14 protein-coding genes are annotated in these 14,520 nt (G+C 60.4%); 7 read left to right on the top strand and 7 right to left on the bottom strand.

The features are described 5' to 3' along the window. Window positions 1–7 precede the first annotated feature (7 nt). Complete coding sequence (locus ACYZT7_RS12110) at window positions 8–310, top strand: hypothetical protein (protein WP_462041181.1); 303 nt, start codon at window positions 8–10, stop codon at window positions 308–310. An 18-nt stretch (window positions 311–328) separates the two neighbouring features. On the opposite strand, the gene ACYZT7_RS12115 is transcribed toward ACYZT7_RS12110, so the two are convergent. The 7 genes from ACYZT7_RS12115 to ACYZT7_RS12145 form a co-directional block, all read right to left on the bottom strand. After that, entirely contained in the window at window positions 329–1,900 is a 1,572-nt protein-coding gene (locus tag ACYZT7_RS12115) for a methyl-accepting chemotaxis protein (protein WP_462041182.1), read from the bottom strand. A gap of 15 nt (window positions 1,901–1,915) precedes the next feature. Then, a complete protein-coding gene (locus tag ACYZT7_RS12120; RefSeq protein WP_462041184.1) occupies window positions 1,916–2,680 on the bottom strand; it encodes a class II aldolase/adducin family protein in 765 nt (254 codons plus the stop codon). Between the two features lie 23 nt (window positions 2,681–2,703). After that, window positions 2,704–3,690 (bottom strand): ketopantoate reductase family protein, encoded by a 987-nt coding sequence (locus ACYZT7_RS12125; protein WP_462041185.1) that lies wholly within the window; start codon window positions 3,688–3,690, stop codon window positions 2,704–2,706. A gap of 75 nt (window positions 3,691–3,765) precedes the next feature. After that, window positions 3,766–4,560 carry an ABC transporter ATP-binding protein gene (locus ACYZT7_RS12130; RefSeq protein ID WP_462041186.1) on the bottom strand — a complete coding sequence of 265 codons (795 nt, stop codon included), beginning with the start codon at window positions 4,558–4,560 and terminating at the stop codon, window positions 3,766–3,768. Further along, window positions 4,557–6,359 carry a branched-chain amino acid ABC transporter ATP-binding protein/permease gene (locus tag ACYZT7_RS12135; RefSeq protein ID WP_462041187.1) on the bottom strand — a complete coding sequence of 601 codons (1,803 nt, stop codon included), beginning with the start codon at window positions 6,357–6,359 and terminating at the stop codon, window positions 4,557–4,559. The genes ACYZT7_RS12130 and ACYZT7_RS12135 overlap by 4 nt, the downstream gene beginning before the upstream one ends. After that, the gene (locus tag ACYZT7_RS12140; protein ID WP_150632643.1) at window positions 6,356–7,393 is read right to left on the bottom strand and encodes a branched-chain amino acid ABC transporter permease; all 1,038 of its coding nucleotides are present in this window, start codon (window positions 7,391–7,393) and stop codon (window positions 6,356–6,358) included. Before ACYZT7_RS12140 ends, ACYZT7_RS12135 begins: the two co-directional genes overlap by 4 nt. Window positions 7,394–7,500: 107 nt before the next feature. Then, window positions 7,501–8,652, bottom strand: a complete 1,152-nt coding sequence (locus ACYZT7_RS12145) for an ABC transporter substrate-binding protein (RefSeq protein WP_462041188.1) — start codon at window positions 8,650–8,652, stop codon at window positions 7,501–7,503. A 787-nt stretch (window positions 8,653–9,439) separates the two neighbouring features. Between ACYZT7_RS12145 and ACYZT7_RS12150 the strand changes: the two genes are divergently transcribed. From ACYZT7_RS12150 to ACYZT7_RS12175, 6 genes are read left to right on the top strand one after another with little or no spacing between them, the layout of a single operon-like run. Next, the gene (locus ACYZT7_RS12150) at window positions 9,440–10,552 is read left to right on the top strand and encodes an amidase (RefSeq protein WP_462041189.1); all 1,113 of its coding nucleotides are present in this window, start codon (window positions 9,440–9,442) and stop codon (window positions 10,550–10,552) included. 26 nt (window positions 10,553–10,578) lie between these two features. Then, the gene (locus ACYZT7_RS12155) at window positions 10,579–11,751 is read left to right on the top strand and encodes an acyl-CoA dehydrogenase family protein (protein ID WP_462041190.1); all 1,173 of its coding nucleotides are present in this window, start codon (window positions 10,579–10,581) and stop codon (window positions 11,749–11,751) included. 26 nt (window positions 11,752–11,777) lie between these two features. Continuing rightward, window positions 11,778–12,137 (top strand): IacB protein, encoded by a 360-nt coding sequence (locus ACYZT7_RS12160; RefSeq protein WP_084317862.1) that lies wholly within the window; start codon window positions 11,778–11,780, stop codon window positions 12,135–12,137. Window positions 12,138–12,153: 16 nt separating this feature from the next. Beyond that, window positions 12,154–12,687: a nuclear transport factor 2 family protein gene (locus ACYZT7_RS12165; protein WP_462041191.1), complete on the top strand. Its 534-nt coding sequence runs from the start codon at window positions 12,154–12,156 to the stop codon at window positions 12,685–12,687. Between the two features lie 53 nt (window positions 12,688–12,740). Then, the gene (locus ACYZT7_RS12170) at window positions 12,741–14,015 is read left to right on the top strand and encodes an aromatic ring-hydroxylating oxygenase subunit alpha (RefSeq protein WP_462041192.1); all 1,275 of its coding nucleotides are present in this window, start codon (window positions 12,741–12,743) and stop codon (window positions 14,013–14,015) included. Window positions 14,016–14,030: 15 nt separating this feature from the next. Further along, entirely contained in the window at window positions 14,031–14,510 is a 480-nt protein-coding gene (locus ACYZT7_RS12175; RefSeq protein WP_462041193.1) for an aromatic-ring-hydroxylating dioxygenase subunit beta, read from the top strand. Window positions 14,511–14,520 lie beyond the last annotated feature (10 nt).

A 14,520-nucleotide genomic window follows, 5' to 3' on the forward strand; every position in this document is an offset into this window, starting at 1 on the left:
CTGGTGCATGGCGTATTTTTCGGTAGCTCTGCGTTGTTCGATCTGCACTACGGTGCACCGGTGGAAATCGACGCCGGTGATCAGCCTGGGCAAGCAGAGCGCGATTTTGCGCAAGGGCGGGCTGACCATTTCTTCGCTTCGCACGCGTCGGCTGGCCCTGGTTTACGTGGCCCTGCAGCAGACCGGGCCGGCCGACAGCGTGACGGATATTTTGCTGCGTCACGGGGTCGCCAGCTTCGGTCATTTCGCGATGCGGTACCGCAAGCAGTACCGCTGCCTGCCTTCCGAGACCCTGCGACGTCAGGCCTGATACATGAAAATGAATCGCTCAGCCCTTTAGAAAACGCTGGGCCAAGTCGAGTTGGGAGTTGGCCAGTTGATGCAGCTCCTCGCCGATCTGGGTGCTGCGTCGGGACTGATCGCTGCTGGTTTGCGCCAGGTTCACGATCTGGGAAATCTGCCCATTGATCTCTTGGGCGACTTGACCTTGCTGTTCGATGGCCGAGGCCATTTGCAAACTCATGCCGGAGATCTGTCCGACTTCCTCGCAGATACGCCGCAGCGCTGTTTGGACCTGGGCCACGTCTTCGCGTGATTCCCGTGCAGCCGACTCGCCGCGCTGTGCCGTGGCGAGCGCCAAGGCACTGCCGTCACGCAACTGCTCGATCGAGCGTTGGATTTGTTCAGTGGATTCTCGGGTGCGGGTCGCGAGGCTGCGTACCTCATCGGCGACCACTGCGAAACCGCGTCCGGTCTCGCCGGCGCGGGCCGCTTCGATGGCCGCGTTCAGCGCCAGCAAATTGGTCTGTTCGGCGATACTGCGAATCACATGCGCGACGCCGCTGATTGATTCGATCGATTCCGCCAGGCGGCTGACTGCCTGGCCAATTTCCTCGACCGAGGTGCACAGGCCGGTCATCGAACGCTGGCTCTGCCCGGACATCCGGTCGCCATCGCGAGCCAGGCGATCCACCGCTTGAGTGGCCTCGGCCGCGTGTTGCAGGTTGCGCGACAGTTCCTGGATCGTGGCACTCATTTGATGGACCGCGGCGGCGGACTGCTCGGCTTCTTCGAGTTGCCGTTGCAGGTGACCGGATTGGGCCTGCACCAGTGTCGACGATTCTTGCGCGCGTTGACGCACGGTCTCGCCGTTGATGCGGATGCGCGCCATGACCGTGCGCATCCGCGTGTTCTGGCTGTTGAGGGCCATGTCAAAACGGCTGGCGACGCTGGCACTGCCTTCCTGGAGCGGGGCCAGCAACGCGTCGCTGTAGACCTGATCATGCCGGGCCATGATCCGGCGGACATCTGCACGCTGTTTGGCTCGCCATTGCCAGCTCGCGGCGAGTACTCCGCCGATCACCAGCAGGCCGGGTGCCAGTTCGATCTGTCCGACGACCATGGCGCCTGTGACCCCAAGTCCCAGTAGCCAGGCGATACCCTGGCTACTGGCGTGTTCCTGCGCGCGCGGGGTAAAAGTCAGCGGACCGTGGCCGTCGTTCAAGCGTCGATAGAGTTTTTCTGCTCGTAGGCTTTGGGTGGCGTCCATCGAGTGATACGCCGTACCCAGGGCATTCAGCTGACCGCCCTCGAGCAGTGGCACCACATAGAGATTGCACCAGAACGTCGTGCCCTGTTTATCGCGACCCATCATGGGTGCTGTCCACGGCACACCTCTGCGCAACGTCTCCCACATACGATCAATGACTCGCTTGGGCATCAGCGGGTGATTGATCAGCTCATGCGGCTGGTTCAGCAGCTCCTCCCGGGCGTAACCGCTGAGCGCCAGATAGGCCTCGTTGCAGGCGATCAGATGGCCGTGAACATCCAGGCGGGAGATCGGTATTTCTGGCTGCTCCGCAACGATGACCTGCGGCGTGTATTCCTTTGACTTAGCCACTGAACGCTCCCGCGATTACCAGCACTGGCCGCGTTCGGCGCGCATTTTGCGAACCATGGCGTCGAAAAATTTCACAGCGAAGCCGCTGTCCCGAATGAGCATGGCCGTGAGTTCGGCACACTTCTGGCTGATCGCTTCAGGCAGCGGATTGTCCTCGCCGCCCAGAGCGCCGGCCTGGCACTGAATTTCGGCGGCGCGCTGCACTGTCCACAGCAGGAAGAACGCCTTGGCAATGCTGCTTTCGCCGACGGCAATGCCGTGGTTGCGCAGCACCAGGATGTGCTTGTCGCCAAGGCTGTCGATCATCCGCGCTTTTTCGTCATCGAACAGCGTGATGCCTTCGAAGGTGTGGTAACCGATCCGTCCGTAGAGTTGCGCACCGTAAAAGTCGTTATGGGCAAAACCGGCCTTCTTCATGACGATGGCCGAAATCGGCGTGGTGTGCGTATGGATCAGGCACTGAATGTCCGAACGAGCACCGTGCACGGCGCTGTGCAGGGCGAAACCGGCGGGGTTGCCGTCGTAGAGTGAGTCCTCGAGCTTCTTGCCGTGCAGGTCGACCTTGAGCAGGTTCTGCGGCGTCACTTCGGTGTAATTGAGGCCGAACGGGTTGACTAGATAATGGTGTGCCGGGCCGGGAAGGCGTGCAGAAATATGGTTGAAGATCGTCTCGGTCCAGCCGAAGAAATCCACCAGGTGGTAGCAGTGCGCAAGTTGCACGCGCAGTGCCCATTCTTCGTCGCTGTACGCGTGCGGGTTTGCCATTGGGGTATGGTCCATGTAGGAGTCCTTGTCGTAGTGATTCAGTGACGGGCCTGTTCGCCGCGAAAGCGTGCCAGGGCAATGAGGTGTCGAGTAACGGGCATCGGGATCGCCATGCCATCGGCCAACTCCAGCACCGCGTCGCCGATGGCGGCCAACTCCAGTGGGCGGCCTTTCTCATAGTCCTGCAGCATTGAAGTGCGCACGGCGCCCATGCCGGCGCCGAGTTCGAGAAAGGTCCGTGGATCGATGCTCACGCGCGCGCCGTACGCGGCGGCCGTCAGCAAGGCTTCGTGCAGGCAACTGCTGACCAGGTCGCGTAACTCCGGCAGGCTGTAAAGCTGATCAAGCGTCGCGCCGGTAATCACCGAGAGCGGGTTGGAGGTGAGGTTGGCGATGATCTTGGTCCACAGATTGTCGCGGATGCGGTCGGTGGCTCGTGCTTCGATGCCGACACTTTCGATCAGTGCACGCACACGTTCCAGGCGGAGGCTGAGGCGGTTGTCGGGTTCACCGAAAATCATCAGGTGCGGTGTGTTCGATTCAGCCACCGCGTTGGCCGGGCAGTACGCGGTGATGAACACCACGCAGCCGATCACGTGGCGCAGGTCCAAGGCCTGGTTGAGCGTCGACTGCGGATCAACCGCGTTCACCCGTTGCCCGTCGTAGCGTCCGCCTTCACCGTGGAAGTACCACCACGGCACGCCGTTGATCACCGGGATCACCACCGTCTCGGCGCCGATCATCGGTTGCAGTTGCGGCAGCAGGCTGGCCAGGGCTTGTGCCTTGGTGCAGAGAAAGATCAGGTCTTGCTCGCCAAGGCTGGCAGCGTCGTCGCTGGCCTCGACTCGCACGTGGTGGTGACCGTCCAGATCGGACAGGTGGATGCCGTCACGGCGGATGGCGGTCAAGGTTTCACCTCGCGCCAGTACGTTGACCGTATGGCCTTTACCCGCAAGGCGGGCCGCCAGGGTGCAGCCGATGGCACCGGCACCGGCAATGCCGATGCGCAAGGGGGAAGCGTTCATCGTGACTCCGGATGATCAGAAAGGTCTGGGAAAGCCGGCCCCGACGCCGTTTCGAGCGCCGAGGCAGGTCGGCGGTCAGTTGGCGAGCATTTCCTGATGCTTGCTGGCCAGGCCGAGATAGGCTTCGATCACGCGTGGATCGTCAGCCAGTTGCCGCGCCGGGCCCTGCATCGCGATCTGGCCGGTTTCAAGCACATAGGCGTAATCGGCCACCCGCAGGGCGGCGCGTGCGTTCTGCTCGACCAGCAGAATGGATACCCCTTGCTCGCGCAGCGCCGTGATGATGCGGAAAATCTCCCGGGTAATCAGCGGCGCCAGGCCCAGGCTCGGCTCGTCGAGCATCAGCAGCTTCGGCTTGGCCATCAGCGCGCGGCCCACGGCGAGCATCTGCCGTTCACCACCGGACAACGTCGCCGCCAATTGCTCGCGGCGTTCCCACAGGCGCGGGAACAGCTCATAGACTTCGCCAAGCGTCTCGCTGTAGCGACGGTCGCCCCGGCGATGGCGTTGAAAAGCGCCGAGCAGCAAGTTGTCGGCCACGCTCATGCTGGTGAACAATTCGCGTTTTTCCGGCACCAGGCCAAGGCCCCGCGAGACCATCACTTCCACTTCCGGCAAGGTTTCCAGGCTGCCGTCGAAATGCACCTGACCCCGAGAGCCAAGCACGCCCATGATGGCCGAAAGCAGGGTGGTCTTGCCGGCGCCGTTGGGGCCGATCACGGTCACGATCTGGCCCTTTCCGACGGTCAGGCTGGCGTCGCTCAGCGCTTCGACCTTACCGTAGGCCACGCTCAGGCCCTTGATCTCCAGCACGGCGTCGTCGACCTGGTTGCGCGGTGCGAGGTGCGGTTCCACTTGCATGTTCATCATTCAACTCCTCCCAGATAGGCTTCCAGCACGGCCGGATCCTTCTGTACGTCTTCGGGCAGGCCCTGGGCGATCCGCTGACCGAACTCCATGACCACCACGCGATCGACCAGGCCCATGACGAAGTCCATGTCGTGCTCGACCAGCAGAATCGCCATGCCTTCGCTACGCAAGCGGCTGAGCAGGATGCCAAGGGCTTCCTTTTCTTTCAGGCGCAGACCGGCGGCGGGTTCGTCGAGCAGCAGCAGGCACGGATCGGCGCACAAGGCGCGGGCGATTTCCAGAATCCGCTGTTGTCCGAGTGCCAGGCTCCCGGCCTCTTCATACAAGTAGTCGCCCAGTCCTACACGCTCCAGCTGACGCCTGGCTTCGCTTAGCAGTTCGGCTTCCTCGCGACGATCCAGGTGCAGGGCCGCCGACAGCACGCCTTGCTGGCCACGCAAATGCGCGCCAATGGCTACGTTCTCCAGCACGCTCATGTTGCCCAGCAGTTTCACGTGCTGAAAGGTGCGACTCATGCCCATGCGCGCAACTTGCCGCGAGTTCAGGCCGTTGATCTTTTGACCCATGAACAACACATCGCCGCTGCTCGGTGTATCGACACCGGAGAGCTGGTTGAACATGGTGCTTTTGCCAGCACCGTTGGGGCCGATCAGCGCGAGGATTTCACCCGAACGGATTTCCAGGCTCATGTCGTTGTTGGCCACCAGTCCACCGAAGCGCTTGGTCACATTCCGCGCTTCAAGGATCAGCTCGCCATGTTTGGGCAGTTGCCGGCGGGGCAGGGGTGCAGCCTTGGCGTCGACATTCCGGACCTTGGCGCGGACCCTGAACCGGGCCGGTATCAGGCGCGTCAACAAGGGCCACAGACCACCCGGTGCACGCTGCATAAGCACCACGATCAGGATCCCGAATACGATGATTTCGTAGTTGCCGGTGTTACCCAGCAGGTGCGGCAACCAGTCCTGCAACCATTGCTTGAGCAGGGTCAGGATGCCCGCGCCGAGCAGGGCGCCCCAGACGCTGCCGACCCCGCCGATCAGGGCCATGAACAGGTAATCAATGCCCATGTTCAGGCCGAAAGGTGTCGGGTTGACGAAGCGTTGGGTGTGCGCATAAAGCCAGCCAGAAATGGCCGCGAACACCGCAGAGATGACGAAGATCACCATCTTCGAGCGGAAGGTATTGACCCCCATCGACTCGGCCATTACTTGACCGCCCTTGAGTGCGCGAATGGCGCGGCCTTCGCGAGAATTCAGGAGGTTCTGCGTGATGACGATCGCCAGCAACAGCAGGGCCCAGATCAGGTAGAAAATGTTTTCGCCCTTATCCAGCTTCAGGCCGAACAATGAAATCGATGGCAAGCCGCCGACGCCGGTATGGCCGCCCAGGGATTCCAGCGTGCCGAACAGGTAATACAGCGAAAGACCCCAGGCAATCGTTCCCAGCGGCAGGTAATGCCCCGACAACTTGAGTGTCAGGGCGCCGAGAATCAGTGCCACTGAGGCGGTCAGTACCACGCCCACCAGCAGCGTCAGCCACGGTGACGTCCCGGCCCAGGCCAGCCATGCCGGCAGTTGTTCAGTGGTGGTCAGGTAGGCTGAGGTGTAGGCGCCCAGCCCGACGAACGCGGCCTGACCGAAACTGGTCATGCCGCCGACACCCGTGAGCAGCACCAACCCCAATACGACCATGGCGTACATGCCGATGTAATTGAGCAGGGTGACGTAGTACGGCGGCAACAGCAGCGGCGTGACGCCCACCACCAGCAACAGGGCAAGCAACAGATAGCGCGAATTCATTCTTCTTCCTCCACATGACGACTGGTGAACGAACGCCAAAGCAGGAACGGAATAATCAGCGTGAACACGATGATCTCTTTGTAGGTACTGGCCCAGAACATCGAGAAGGCTTCGATGAGGCCCACCGCCAGGGCGCCGAGTGCGGCGACCGGATAGCTCACCAGCCCGCCGATGATCGCGCCGACAAAGCCTTTAAGGCTGATGACAAAACCAGAGTCGAAATACAGCGTGGTGATCGGTGCGATCAGGATCCCCGACAGCGTGCCGATCAGCGCCGCGAGCAGGAAGGTCGACTTGCCCGCGAGGGTCGGTGAAATACCCATCAGCCTTGCACCCATGCGGTTCACCGCGGTGGCACGCAGGGCTTTGCCATAGAGCGTGCGCTCAAAGAACAGATACAGTCCGACGATCAACCCCAGGGACACGGCCAGCACCCAGAGCGTCTGGCTGTTGAACGTGACCGGGCCCAGTTCCAGGCCGGCTTCGGAGAACGGTTGGGTGCGGGCGCCTTCGGGGCCGAACAGCAACAGCGCGATACCGACCATGCTGACGTGCACGGCGATCGACACAATCAGCAAGACCAATGAGCTGGCCGAGGCGATCGGCTGGAACACCAGTCGGTAGATTTGCGGCCCCAGCGGAACCACCAGCGCCAGCGTCAACAAGGCCTGGACCGCCATCGGCAATTCGGCCAACGGCAAGGTGTTGATCAACACCGCCAGCAGGCCGGCATAGCCAAGCTTGAAGAGAATGCGCACGGGGAACCGAAAGGCCTGGCTTGAACGTGCCGCGCCCCATACATCGAGTGCACAGTCGATCAGCGTCAGGCCGAGCAGCAGCCAGACCAGAGCAGTCGGGTGACCGCTCTGCAACGTGGCCATGGTCAAGGCGCCGTAGGTTACGAATTCACCCTGGGGAATCAGCAGGATCCGGGTCACGGTGAACACCAGGAGGATCGACAGGGCCAACAGCGCATAGATCGCACCGTTGGTCATACCGTCCTGGCCCAGCAGCATGGCTATCTGGAAATTCATAATGAGAGCTCTTTTCTACAGATTGAATATCAGACCCGATTGCCGGCGCGGGTTGACTCGCCGGCAATCGGGCAGGGCGCGCAGTGGGCTGTGCGCCCGGGTTTCGATCAGTTGTCGTGCAACAACATCCAGTTGCCGTTCTTCACCACGATCAATTCGCGACCGCGCTCGTCGAAGCCGCTGTGGTCCTGCGGCGTCATGTTGTAAACGCCTTGGGTGCCGGCCAGTTCATGGCTTTGCTCGAGCGCATCACGCAGGGCTGCACGAAATTCGGGAGTGCCCGGTGCCGCTTTTTTGGCTGCAATCGGGATCGCCTGCTGTAACAGCAGACCGGCATCGAAGGTGTTCCCGCCGAAGGTCGCCGGCTTGCTGCCGTTGAGCTTTTCGTAGGCCGTGGTGTAGTCGCTGGCGATTTTCTTCGAAGGATGGCTGTCCGGGATTTCATCCAGTACCAGCATCAGGCTGGCCGCCAGAATGGTGCCCTCGACCTTCTTGCCGCCCAGCTTGAGGAAGTCCTGCAGCGCCGCGCCGTGGGTCTGGTAGACCTGGCCGCGATAGCCCTGATCGAACAGGGTGGTCTGCGGCATCACCGCCGAGCTGCCCGGCGCTGCGACCAGCACTGCATCGGGGCGGGTGGCGAGAATTTTCAGGCTCTGCCCGGTGACCGAGGTGTCCTGGCGCTGGAAGCGCTCGTTGGCCACGACCTTGATGTTCTGCTGCGCTGCCAGGCCGGCCATGACCTTGGCCCAGTTCTCGCCATAAGGGTCGCTGGTGCCGATGAAGCCCAGGGTCTTCACGCCTTTTTTGGCCATGTGTTCGAACAGCGCCTTGGCGATCAGGTCATCGTTCTGCGTGGTCTTGAATACCCATTTCTTCTGCTCGGTCATCGGCAGCACCACCGCAGCGGTGCCGACCGGTGCCAGCAATGGCACGCCTGCCTCGGCGACGAACTGGATCACGCCCATGGCGTTGGGCGAGCCGCTCGGGCCGATGATGGCATCGACATTTTCTTCGTCGATCAGCTTCTTCAGCGCCTTCACCGTAGCGGTCGGGTCGCTCGCATCATCCAGAGAAATGTACTTCACCACCTGGTCGCCGGCCTGGGTCGGCAGCAACGGCACGGTGTTTTTCTGTGGTAGCCCGACCAGTGCGATCGGTCCGGTGGAGGAGGTAATGACACCGACTTTCACATCCGCCTGCGCAACGGCGGCGCAGGCGGCACTCAACAACAACGTGGACACGGCTTTTCTGAAAAGCATGACTTTCTCCGAAGAGTTGCAACGCTGCAAAAGGCTAATGGCCAGCCGCCCCAACCACGACGTGGTGCGAGTACGGCCCAAGGTACGGCCCTGTTTTAGTTATCGAACTGCGGCGACACCCATGGTCTGTTACCGAGCCATCAGGGTGTCGGTCGACCATGAGTGATCGGTCGAAGGCGAAGAGAGCAAAAGCAGATTGCATGCCAGAATTTTTTCGGTGCATGACAGAAAGCTGTTACTGCGATGCCTGATGCGAACGCTTGGAGGCGGTCAGCCGAGGTGATCCGAAGGACTCGAGGTAGGGGATGTGAAGGGCGGGAAAAACCCGAAGCACGCCATGCCCAACAAGGCTTTGATCTGGATCAAGAAATCCCTCAAATGACCAAAAATCAGCTTTTAAAAAACTAAAAAATATCGATTTTTTACACTGTTTTTGGCTGCCATTTTTGGGCTTATTTATTTTTTCCTGTTTGGTTTTTCAGAGAGGTCCATGCTCAACATTTTTCTAAATGGTTCGATGGTTTCTGCTCGTTAGATCTAAGTAATCAACTGATTTATAAAGTAAAAATAAATAATATCTAGGATTTTATGTTTTTGCAGCAGTGTTACCAAACTGCACGCCGTTGGTGCGAAAAGGGAAAATCTGCACCGAAAATACACACTGTTTTATTTGGTAAAATTCAATTGACATTTCACGTAAATATTACGATTTTAGATTTAAGCGTTTTCCCCGGCCCTCGTGCCGAGGTCATCCGTTCTGGTGACACATAACGAGCAGGTAAAGAGCATGTCGATCGTTGTTGAGGATTTAGCCTTGGGAGGGAATGGCCTTTCGGTCATGGTGAAAGACACCATTGATATCGCCGGCTATCCGACCCGCGCTTCAAGCAGCGCACTGGCCGATGCGCCAGCGGCCGGCGAACATGCACACGTGGTTCAGTCTGTTCTGGATGCGGGCTGCCGGATCACCGGTAAAACCAGCCTGCATGAATTGGCATTCGGCACCACCGGCCTCAACGCATGGACCGGCACGGCGTCCAATCCGCGCTATCCGGGCTATATACCGGGTGGCTCTTCCAGTGGTTCGGCAGCTGCAGTGGCGGCAGGCCTTTGCGACTTCGCGCTGGGTACCGATACCGGCGGTTCGGTACGGATTCCAGCAGCGTGCTGTGGTGTATTCGGTCTCAAGCCAACCTTCGGTCGTGTCAGCCGTCAGGGTGTGATGCCTGCGCGCAGTACCCTCGATTGCGTAGGCCCTCTGGCACTGGATATCGATCGCTTGATTGAAGCGATGCACATCATTGATCCCACGTTCACTTCCGTTCCGGTGCCTGAGCATCTTGCTATCGGTGTAGTCGCGGTAGAGGCCAACGAACAGATCCACTCGGTGGTGAACCAGGCGCTGGGCCGTTCGCGCTTCAAGTTGCTTGAGCAAACGCTGCCAGGCATGGCCGCAGCGTATGGCGCCGGCATGGTGATCATTAACGCCGAAACCTGGGCCGCGTGTGGTCATCTTCTGCAAACCGGTCGGGTTGGCAGCGATGTCGCCGCCCGTCTGCGCGCCGCCAGTCTGACCTCGGCGGAGTCCGTTGAGGAAGCGGAAATCATCCGGCGCGCGTTTATCGCAGAAGTGGACGCAGCCTTGGCCATCACCCCGATCCTGGCCATGCCGACCATGCCCGACTTCCCGTTGCTGGTCGCCGATGCGGCCGACACTCGCGCCGCCCTGGGCATGACCTCGCTGGTGCGCGCTTTCAACCTTTCCGGTCATCCGGCTCTGAGCATTCCTCTGGAAAGCGCCTCGGGACTTCCGGTCGGCCTTCAACTCATTGCCGCCCATGGCGCGGACGAACTGCTGTGTGCAGTCGCCCGCGAACTGGTCCGGCGCCTGGAAGAGTAATCGACATGCTTACTATGGAGAAACCCATGACTGCGCCAAGCGAGCTGAATCACCAGCGCTGCATGCCGATCACGGCAAATGAATCGTTTCAGAAACTGCTGGTCGAGATTCGTGCGCGTGCTCGAAGCGAAGAATTCGACCAACAAAAATTCATCTCGCAGGACGTTATCGAGCAGTTCCGCAAGCTCGGCGTCTATCGGGCTCTGGTGCCCAAACGCTTCGGCGGCGACGAGCGTTCGCCGGCCGAGTTTTGCCAGATGGTGGAAGATATCTCGATCGCCGATGGCTCCGCCGGTTGGGTCGCCAGCTTCGGCATGAGCCCGGTTTACCTGGCGGCGCTGCCACTGGAAACCATCAAGAAAATCTATGCCGATTCACCTGACGTGGTGTTCGCCGGCGGGATCTTCCCTCCGCAGCCTGCGTCCTTTGTTGAAGGTGGGCTGGAGGTCAACGGGCGCTGGAAATTTTCCAGCGGTTGCATGGGCGCGTCGCTCATCGGCGTGGGTATCAGCCCGAAAAACGGCGAGATGCTCGGCCTGCCACGACTGGCGGTGATGCCTCGGGAAAAGGTCAGAATCGAGGAAACCTGGAACGTCGTCGGCCTGGTCGGCACCGGCAGCCATGACGTTGTCGTCGAAGGCGTGGTGGTGCCGGAGGAGTGGACCTTCGTACGCGGCGGTCCATCGAATCTTGACGAGCCGTTCTTCCGCTATCCGTCACTGTCGTTCGCCACGCAGGTGTTGTCGGTGGTTGGCCTGGGCGTTGCTCGCGCGGCACTCGATGAATTGAGCGGCATGGCCAGTGGCCGAATCTCCGTGACTGGTGCTCCATCGTTGTCCGACCGGCCGCTGGCCCAGGTCGAGATGGCCAAGGCTGAAGCGTCGCTGCGCGCTGCACGTTCGTGGTTCTACCAATCCATCGACGATGCCTGGACCAGCGTTCTGGCCGGCGACCCGGTGAGCGTCGAGCAGACCAATATGCTGCGCTTGTCCTCGACCCACGCCACGCGCGTCGCGGCCGATGTTGCGCGCACCGCGCAAATGCTGTCGGGCATGAGCGGGGTGTACCGCACCAGTCCTCTGTCGCGTTTCGTCAACGACACCCAAGTCATTACCCAGCACGCCTTCATGGGCGATATGACCTACCAGAACGCCGGCGCGATCTTCTTCGGCAATAAGCCGCTGCCTGGCTACCTGTAATTTTTTCCTACTGATTGGTGAACCCCATGACCGATAAAAAAGCCCTGCGAGTTCTGTTCTGCATCGGCATCAACCAAAACTTTTTCGATGCTCCGCGTCCTGAAGCGCTGGAAGTCTGGGCCGCGTTCGGCGCCATGTGGAACGGCATCGCCGACCTGCCAGGCGTCACCGTGCTGGGCAACATGGACGACGATCAGAGCATGGTCGGTCCGTCCGCCGGCTGGCCCTGGACGACTTACCTGCTGGCCGATGTACCCGACATCGAAACCGTCCACGCCGCCTGCAATCTGTTTCGCACCACGGATGTCGGCAATGGCCCTTACAAACTTTGGAAGTATTGCAAGGTCGAGGCCCGTACCGGTCGCGAACTGATCATCCAGCGCTGAGTCGAGAGAAGTCGCCATGTCATCACAAGAGCATTTGCGCGCACTGGAACAGCGGCTCGAGCAGCTGGAAAGCGAGAACGCGATCCGCGCCTGCATGAATCGCTACATGTTTTTGTGCGACGAGCTGGGCGTGAATTCCCCGCTCGAGGAATTGGCCGGGTTGTTCACCGAGCAGGCGGTCTGGGAAGGCAAAGGTGCCAAGTACCAGAACAGCTTCGGCGGTTACCACGGGCGCGAGGCGATCAAAGCGATGTTCGCAACCTACAGGGTCGAACCGGCGCACTTTTCGCTGAACGTGCACTTCCTGACCTCGGAACTGATCCGGGTCAGCGGTGAGACCGCAGATGCCAGTTGGGTGATGTTGCAGACCTCGACCTTTGCCTCGGGTGCCTCGCACCTCAATAGCGCCCGCCTGACCGTACGGTTCGCCCAGGAACAAGGGCAGTGGCGCATGGCGCATTTTCAGACCGAGAACCTGTTCAGCCGACCGGTAGACACCTGGAACAGCGCCGCGCACCTGCCCGTACCTGGTAAGTCCGGCCAGTTCTGAAAGTAACACCCAGAATTCTTAGAGTCGGCGAACAATGCCGACGAGGAGTGATCGTGAGTAACCTGATAAACACCGTAACGCTCGACGCCAGTCCTTCCGACCTGGTCCTGCATGACCGCGTTCACACGTCGCTGTACACCGACGGCAAGATCTTCGATCAGGAACTGGACAAGATTTTCTACAGCACCTGGATCTGGGTCGCTCACGCCAGCGAGATCCCAGAGTCCGGCAGCTACAAGAGCACCTATATCGGCAAGCAGCCGGTGATCGTCGTGCGCGACCGCAAGAAAGAAGTGCATGTGTTGCTCAATCGCTGCCGCCATCGTGGCGCAACGGTGTGCGAACACAAGAAGGGCAAGACCAACAGTTTTGTCTGCCCTTATCACGGCTGGAGCTACGCCCTGGATGGCAGCCTGCGCGGTGTGCCGCACCCGGAAAGCTACGCCGATTGCCTGGACAAGGGCGAGCTGCCTTTGGTCAGCCTGCGTGTCGAGCAATACAACGGCATGATCTTCGCCACCTTCAAGGATGACATCGAGCCCCTCGCCGATTTCCTCGGCCCGGCCAAGAAATGGATCGACCTGTTCATGAAGCAGGGCGCCGGCTACCCGGTCAAAGTGGGTGGCGAGCACCGCTTCCGCTTCCCTGGCAACTGGAAGATCCAGCTGGAAAACACCACCGACGCCTACCACTTCCCGCTGGTGCACAAGTCGTTCCTGTCGTCCGTGGATGAGCAGACCCTGGAGCTGTTCGACTTCGTCGAAGGACCGGGTTATGTCGAAGACCTCGGCAACGGTCACAGCGTGATGGTGATGATTCCTGACCTGGTCGACCTGGAAGCCAACCTCGACTTGCCGATCCCTGAGCGTTTCGAAGACCTGGCCGCGCAGTTACGCGCCGAAGGCCAGGACGAAGAATCGGTCCGTCGCATCGTGCGTGCGGTAGGCGGTTCGGGCTTCAACCTCAACCTGTTCCCGAACATCGCTTGTTCCATGGCGTTCTTCCGGGTGCTGCAACCGATCGCGGTGAACGAAACCGAAATCCATCACGCCGTCATCACCATGGACGGTGGTCCGGCCGTGGCCAACCGTTATCGCCTGCGCCTGCATGAGCACTTCCAGGGGCCGATGGGTTTTGGTACTCCGGACGATTCCGAAGCCTGGGAACGCGTACAGCGTGGCGCCAGTGCCGGCACCGATCTATGGATCATGCTGAACCGCGGCTTGCCGGGTGAAAAGGAATCCGAAGACGGGCTGGTGAGCGATGTGAGCGCCGAGACCGGCATGCGTGCTGGCTACCAGCAGTGGAAAAAGATGATGTCGGCCTGAGTGACGGAGAACACCATGAACAACCTGCAATTGCTCAACCAAGTCAGCGCTTTCATCTGGCAGGAAGCGGACATGCTCGACCACGGAGAATTCGTCGAATGGCTCGATCTGTGGACCGAGAACGCGACCTACATCATCCCGATCGATCCGCTGGAAACCGACTTCGAGAACACCCTGAACTACGCCTACGACGACCACCACATGCGTCAGTTGCGTGTCACCCGATTGACCAGCGGCGAATCGATTTCGACCACCCCGCGGGCGCGCACCGTGCGCAGTCAGTCGCGCTTTCGCGTGCTGTCGGATGAAGACGGAATTGTCACCGTGCGCTGTGCGCAGAACCTGCGTGAGTTCCGCAAAGATGTGCTCAAGCAGTACACCGCCGATGTCACGTTTGAACTGGTGCGCAGCGGTGACAGTTTCAAGATTCAGCGCAAGCTGATCCAGCTGATCAACTCCACCGATACTCTCGCCGGTATCGGCTACATCCTCTGAGGACGTTGCC

Source organism: Pseudomonas sp. RT4P38 (assembly GCF_054897765.1).

Bases quoted from the DNA above. Each gene is read 5' to 3' on its own strand.
- ACYZT7_RS12110 (WP_462041181.1), top strand. From the start codon at position 8: ATGGCGTATTTTTCGGTAGCTCTGCGTTGTTCGATCTGCACTACGGTG.
- ACYZT7_RS12120 (WP_462041184.1), bottom strand. From the start codon at position 2,680: ATGGACCATACCCCAATGGCAAACCCGCACGCGTACAGCGACGAAGAA.
- ACYZT7_RS12125 (WP_462041185.1), bottom strand. From the start codon at position 3,690: ATGAACGCTTCCCCCTTGCGCATCGGCATTGCCGGTGCCGGTGCCATC.
- ACYZT7_RS12130 (WP_462041186.1), bottom strand. From the start codon at position 4,560: ATGATGAACATGCAAGTGGAACCGCACCTCGCACCGCGCAACCAGGTC.
- ACYZT7_RS12135 (WP_462041187.1), bottom strand. From the start codon at position 6,359: ATGAATTCGCGCTATCTGTTGCTTGCCCTGTTGCTGGTGGTGGGCGTC.
- ACYZT7_RS12140 (WP_150632643.1), bottom strand. From the start codon at position 7,393: ATGAATTTCCAGATAGCCATGCTGCTGGGCCAGGACGGTATGACCAAC.
- ACYZT7_RS12145 (WP_462041188.1), bottom strand. From the start codon at position 8,652: ATGCTTTTCAGAAAAGCCGTGTCCACGTTGTTGTTGAGTGCCGCCTGC.
- ACYZT7_RS12150 (WP_462041189.1), top strand. From the start codon at position 9,440: ATGTCGATCGTTGTTGAGGATTTAGCCTTGGGAGGGAATGGCCTTTCG.
- ACYZT7_RS12155 (WP_462041190.1), top strand. From the start codon at position 10,579: ATGACTGCGCCAAGCGAGCTGAATCACCAGCGCTGCATGCCGATCACG.
- ACYZT7_RS12160 (WP_084317862.1), top strand. From the start codon at position 11,778: ATGACCGATAAAAAAGCCCTGCGAGTTCTGTTCTGCATCGGCATCAAC.
- ACYZT7_RS12165 (WP_462041191.1), top strand. From the start codon at position 12,154: ATGTCATCACAAGAGCATTTGCGCGCACTGGAACAGCGGCTCGAGCAG.
- ACYZT7_RS12175 (WP_462041193.1), top strand. From the start codon at position 14,031: ATGAACAACCTGCAATTGCTCAACCAAGTCAGCGCTTTCATCTGGCAG.